Source organism: Sphingomonas sp. (assembly GCF_035555815.1).
Classification (GTDB): domain Bacteria; phylum Pseudomonadota; class Alphaproteobacteria; order Sphingomonadales; family Sphingomonadaceae; genus Sphingomonas.
The window spans coordinates 1-4,061 of the sequence record NZ_DATMGG010000203.1 but is presented as its reverse complement, the minus strand read 5'-3'; the positions used below and the strand labels follow the sequence as shown (position 1 = coordinate 4,061).

Genomic DNA, 4,061 nt, shown 5'->3' with positions numbered 1-4,061 from the left:
GGATCGACCTTTTCCTTCATGTCGCCAGGCAGAAAGCCCAGTTTTTCACCGGCCTCGACGGCCGGGCGCGACAGGATCAGCCGCTGGACGCTGCCGGTGATCAGCTGCGACACCGCCTGCGCCACCGCGATATAGGTCTTGCCGGTGCCCGCCGGCCCCAGCGCGAAGATCATGTCGTTGGCGACCAGCTCGCGCATGTAATGCGTCTGGGCGATGGTGCGCGGCACGATCGTCTTCTTGCGCGTGCGGATCATGATCGGCGGCGGCGCCGAGCGGTCGGCGCGAACGATGCCGTCCAGCGTCGGTTCGGCGGCCAGCCCGATCACCGCGTCGACCATGCCGGGGTCGATGTCCTGCCCCTGGAGCAGCCGTGCGTGGAGCCCGCCGAGCACGTCGCGCGCCAGCGCCACCGCCTCCGCCGATCCCTCGAGCTGCACCCGGTTGCCGCGCGCGGTGATGTACACGCCCAGCCGGTTCTCCAGCGCGACCAGATTGGTATCATATTCGCCGAACAATCGCGGCAGCAGCTCGGGGCGGTCGAACGTCACTTCGGCGCGGCTGCGGTCGCCGGACTGCGCGGGCACGGGCTTGCGGCTCATGGAACTCCTTGCCGGATGGCGGAGGGAACGGGACAGAGCGCGACGACCGCCCGGCTGGACGGGACGCGCATCGATGGGCTGTGAAAGGGGGCGGGGAAGGCTGCGGTGGGACGCTGCATCACTGACCCGGATTGTGCCAGACTCCCGCCGCCGAGGAAAGCGGGAATGATGCCGCCGGCCTCAGGCGGCCGCCCTGACCCGCGCCATTCCGCCCAGCGAATTGGGCCCGGCGCTGACGATGTCGACGTCGACGATATCGCCGATGGCAGCGTCGGTGATCAGGTGGACCGATTGCAGCCACGGCGACTTGCCGAGCATCTGGCCGGGCAGCTTGCCCTTGCGCTCGACCAGCAGCGCGCAGGCGCGGCCGACCGTCGCGGCGTTGAACGCCGCCTGATCGCGATTGAGCGCGGCCTGCAGCCGTTGCAGCCGATCGTCCATCACCTCGGCCGGCACCGCGCCGTCCATCTCCGCCGCCGGGGTGCCGGGGCGCGGTGAATATTTGAAGCTGAACGCCTGGGCATAGCCGACCGCGTCGACCAGGTTCAGCGTCTCCGCGAATTCGGCGTCGGTTTCGCCGGGGAAGCCGACGATGAAATCGCCCGACAGCGCGATATCGGGCCGCGCGGCGCGGACCCGGTCAAGGATGCGCAGATAGGAATCGCGGCTGTGGCTGCGGTTCATCGCCCTGAGCACGCGGTCGCTGCCCGCCTGCACCGGCAGGTGGAGGAACGGCATCAGGCTCTCGACGTCGCGGTGCGCGTCGATCAGGCCCTGCGTCATGTCGTTGGGGTGGCTGGTGGTGTAGCGGATGCGCTCCAGCCCGACGATCCGATCGAGCGCGCGGATCAGCGAGTCGAGGCCCTGCCCCTCGTCCTTGCCCCACGCATTGACGTTCTGGCCGAGCAGCGTGATCTCGCGCGCGCCGGCATCGACCAGCGCCTTCGCCTCATCGACGATCGCGTCGAACGGGCGGCTGATCTCCGCGCCGCGCGTATAGGGCACGACGCAATAGGTGCAGAATTTGTCGCACCCTTCCTGCACCGTCAGGAACGCCGAGGGACCGACGCGGCGGCGCGCGGGGAGCGCGGCGAACTTGCTGGCGGCGGGCATGTCGGTGTCGAGCGCGGGGACGCCCGCCGCCGCCTTCGCCACCAGATCGGGCAGGTTGTGATACGCCTGCGGGCCGACGACGATGTCGACCTTGGCGCGCGCGACGATCTCCGCCCCTTCCGCCTGCGCGACGCAACCGGCGACGGCGATCATCGGGCTGCGCCCCAGCGCACCGGCGTGTTTGCGCAACCGGCCGATGTCAGAATAGACCTTTTCGGTCGCCTTCTCGCGGATGTGGCAGGTGTTGAGCACGACGACGTCGGCCTGGTTGGCATCGTCGGTGGCGGTCATGCCCTGGTCGCCGAGCAATTCGGCCATGCGTTCGCCGTCATAGACGTTCATCTGGCAGCCGAACGACTTGACGTGGAAGGTTTTCGGAGCGGTCATCCGCGGGGCCTTTAGCGCGAACCGGGCGCCATCGCCAGCGAGGGGCCTTCGCGGAGGCGAACGGTCGCGTCGCGCAGGGCAAGCCAATCGTCCCACATCCGCTCCAGCCGCTTGCCGTGGCCCGGCGCGACACGGGTGGCGACGATTCGCTCCGCCAGCCAGAGATGGTCGAACGCCGCCCACTCACCGGCGATCTGCCGCAGGTTCCACGCCACCGCCGGCGTCACCTCGTCCAGCAGGATTCGCTCGATCTGATCGATCCCGTACGGACTGGCGGCAAGGGTGCGCGCGTCCGCCTCGCGCAACAGCGACACGTCGGTGTCCAGGAACAGATCGGCCAGCGCCGACCAGACCGGCGCGCGCCGCGCCTTCTCACCTTGGTCAAGCTCGGGCAGGGAGGCCGCCGAACTCCGTGCGGTATAGCGGACCGGCGCGACGTCGTAGCGGAACGGGCGGAGCGGCGCGCCGAGCGTGGCGACCAGCGCCTCCTCGATCCGGCGGCGGCTCTCGGCGGCGATGGCCTTTCGCCCCGGAAAGTCGCGCGGATCGAACGGTTCGAGGAAATGCACCTTGAGCGGAAAGCTGCCGCGCCGCGCCAACAGCCGCCGCGCGTTGTCGATGCCCGATTCGACGCCGATCCACGCCACCTCGTCCGCCATCGCGCCGTAATCGAGCATCACCGGCTGGACCAGCACCCCCGGCGGCGGCGGTTCGAGCACGCGCAGCATCGGCGTCTTGAACGGCAGCAGCGACCGGCCATCGGTGGTGGTGCCCTCGGGAAACACGGTGACCGACCAATTGTCGGCCAGCGCGTCGCGCAACTGGTTGATCTGCTCGGCCACCCCCATCCGGTCCTCGCGACTGACGAACACCGTGCGGTTGATCCGCGCGAGCCAGCCGATCACCGGGGTGCGCGCCAGTTCCGCCTTGGCGACGAACGCCGATCCGCTGGCGCCGGCGATCGCCAGGATATCGATCCAGCTCAGGTGATTGGAGATGTAGAATACGTCGCGTTTCAGCGGAACGCCGATCCGCGTCGCCCGCGCCCCGGCGAACCGCGCCGCCCAGCCGAGATAGATCCGCGGCCACGGCGAACCGATCCGCACCAGCCGCCACAGATAATGGAGCGGCACGCACAGCAGCAGCGCCAGCGCCAGCAATCCCGCGCGCGCGCCGAGCCGGCACCAGCCGAGCGCGTCGATGCGCGGCGGATGCCCCTCCGCTATGTCGCTGCGCTGCTGCTGCGTGAGGCCCAAGCCCTAGCCCTTGCGGTCGAGGCTGACCCCGTAGAGCTCCATGCGGTGATCGACCAGGCGGAAACCGAGCCGCTCCGCGATCTGCTTCTGGAGCAGTTCCAGTTCCGGATCGACGAATTCGATCACGCGCCCGGTCTCGACGTCGATCAGATGGTCGTGGTGCGCCTCGGGCGCGGGCTCGTAGCGCGCGCGGCCGTCGCCGAAATCGTGACGGTCGAGGATACCGGCCTCCTCGAACAGGCGGACGGTGCGATAGACCGTCGCGATCGAGATGCCCGGATCGATCGACGAGGCACGCTCGTAGACCTTTTCCACGTCGGGATGGTCCTCCGCCTCGGAGAGGACACGCGCGATCACCTTGCGCTGCTCGGTGATACGCAGGCCCTTTTCATGACAAAGGGCTTCGAGGTCGATCTTGCGCGCCATGGGCTCGATGTAGGCCGAAACACGGCGGGGGAAAAGGGCAACCGACTCGCAATAAGCGCGACGCGGCCCGCCCCTCCCCGATCGGGAGGGGCGGGCCGGACAATCAGCGGGTCTTGCGGCGCTTGGTGCCCAGGCCGATCTTCTTCGCCAGCGTGCGGCGCTGTTCGGCATAGTTGGGCGCGACCATCGGATAATCGGCAGGCAGGCCCCATTTGGCGCGATAATCGTCCGGCGTCATCTGATAATGAGTCATCAGGTGGCGCTTGAGCATCTTGAGCTT

Annotated in this window: 4 protein-coding genes and 2 pseudogenes; all 6 read right to left on the bottom strand. The window is 68.7% G+C overall.

All coding sequences use genetic code 11. The features are described 5' to 3' along the window. Positions 1-599, bottom strand: a 599-nt coding sequence (locus VNR91_RS12005) for a PhoH family protein (protein ID WP_325491009.1), incomplete at its 3' end; no start/stop codon positions are given. Positions 600-779: 180 nt separating this feature from the next. Next, a complete protein-coding gene (miaB, locus tag VNR91_RS12000) occupies positions 780-2,099 on the bottom strand; it encodes a tRNA (N6-isopentenyl adenosine(37)-C2)-methylthiotransferase MiaB (protein ID WP_325491008.1) in 1,320 nt (439 codons plus the stop codon). 11 nt (positions 2,100-2,110) lie between these two features. Next, positions 2,111-2,452: pseudogene (locus tag VNR91_RS13560) on the bottom strand (DUF7079 family protein); the annotation flags it as partial. Positions 2,453-2,497: 45 nt separating this feature from the next. Then, positions 2,498-3,301 (bottom strand): annotated as a pseudogene (locus tag VNR91_RS11995) (lysophospholipid acyltransferase family protein); the annotation flags it as partial. Between the two features lie 57 nt (positions 3,302-3,358). After that, a complete protein-coding gene (locus VNR91_RS11990) occupies positions 3,359-3,781 on the bottom strand; it encodes a Fur family transcriptional regulator (protein ID WP_325491007.1) in 423 nt (140 codons plus the stop codon). A gap of 103 nt (positions 3,782-3,884) precedes the next feature. Further along, positions 3,885-4,061: MucR family transcriptional regulator (locus tag VNR91_RS11985; RefSeq protein ID WP_325491010.1), on the bottom strand; the 177-nt coding region annotated here is incomplete at its 5' end.

What these genes read in the sequence shown, in the direction of transcription:
- miaB (WP_325491008.1), bottom strand. Translation starts at nt 2,099, where the DNA reads ATGACCGCTCCGAAAACCTTCCACGTCAAGTCGTTCGGCTGCCAGATG.
- VNR91_RS11990 (WP_325491007.1), bottom strand. Translation starts at nt 3,781, where the DNA reads ATGGCGCGCAAGATCGACCTCGAAGCCCTTTGTCATGAAAAGGGCCTG.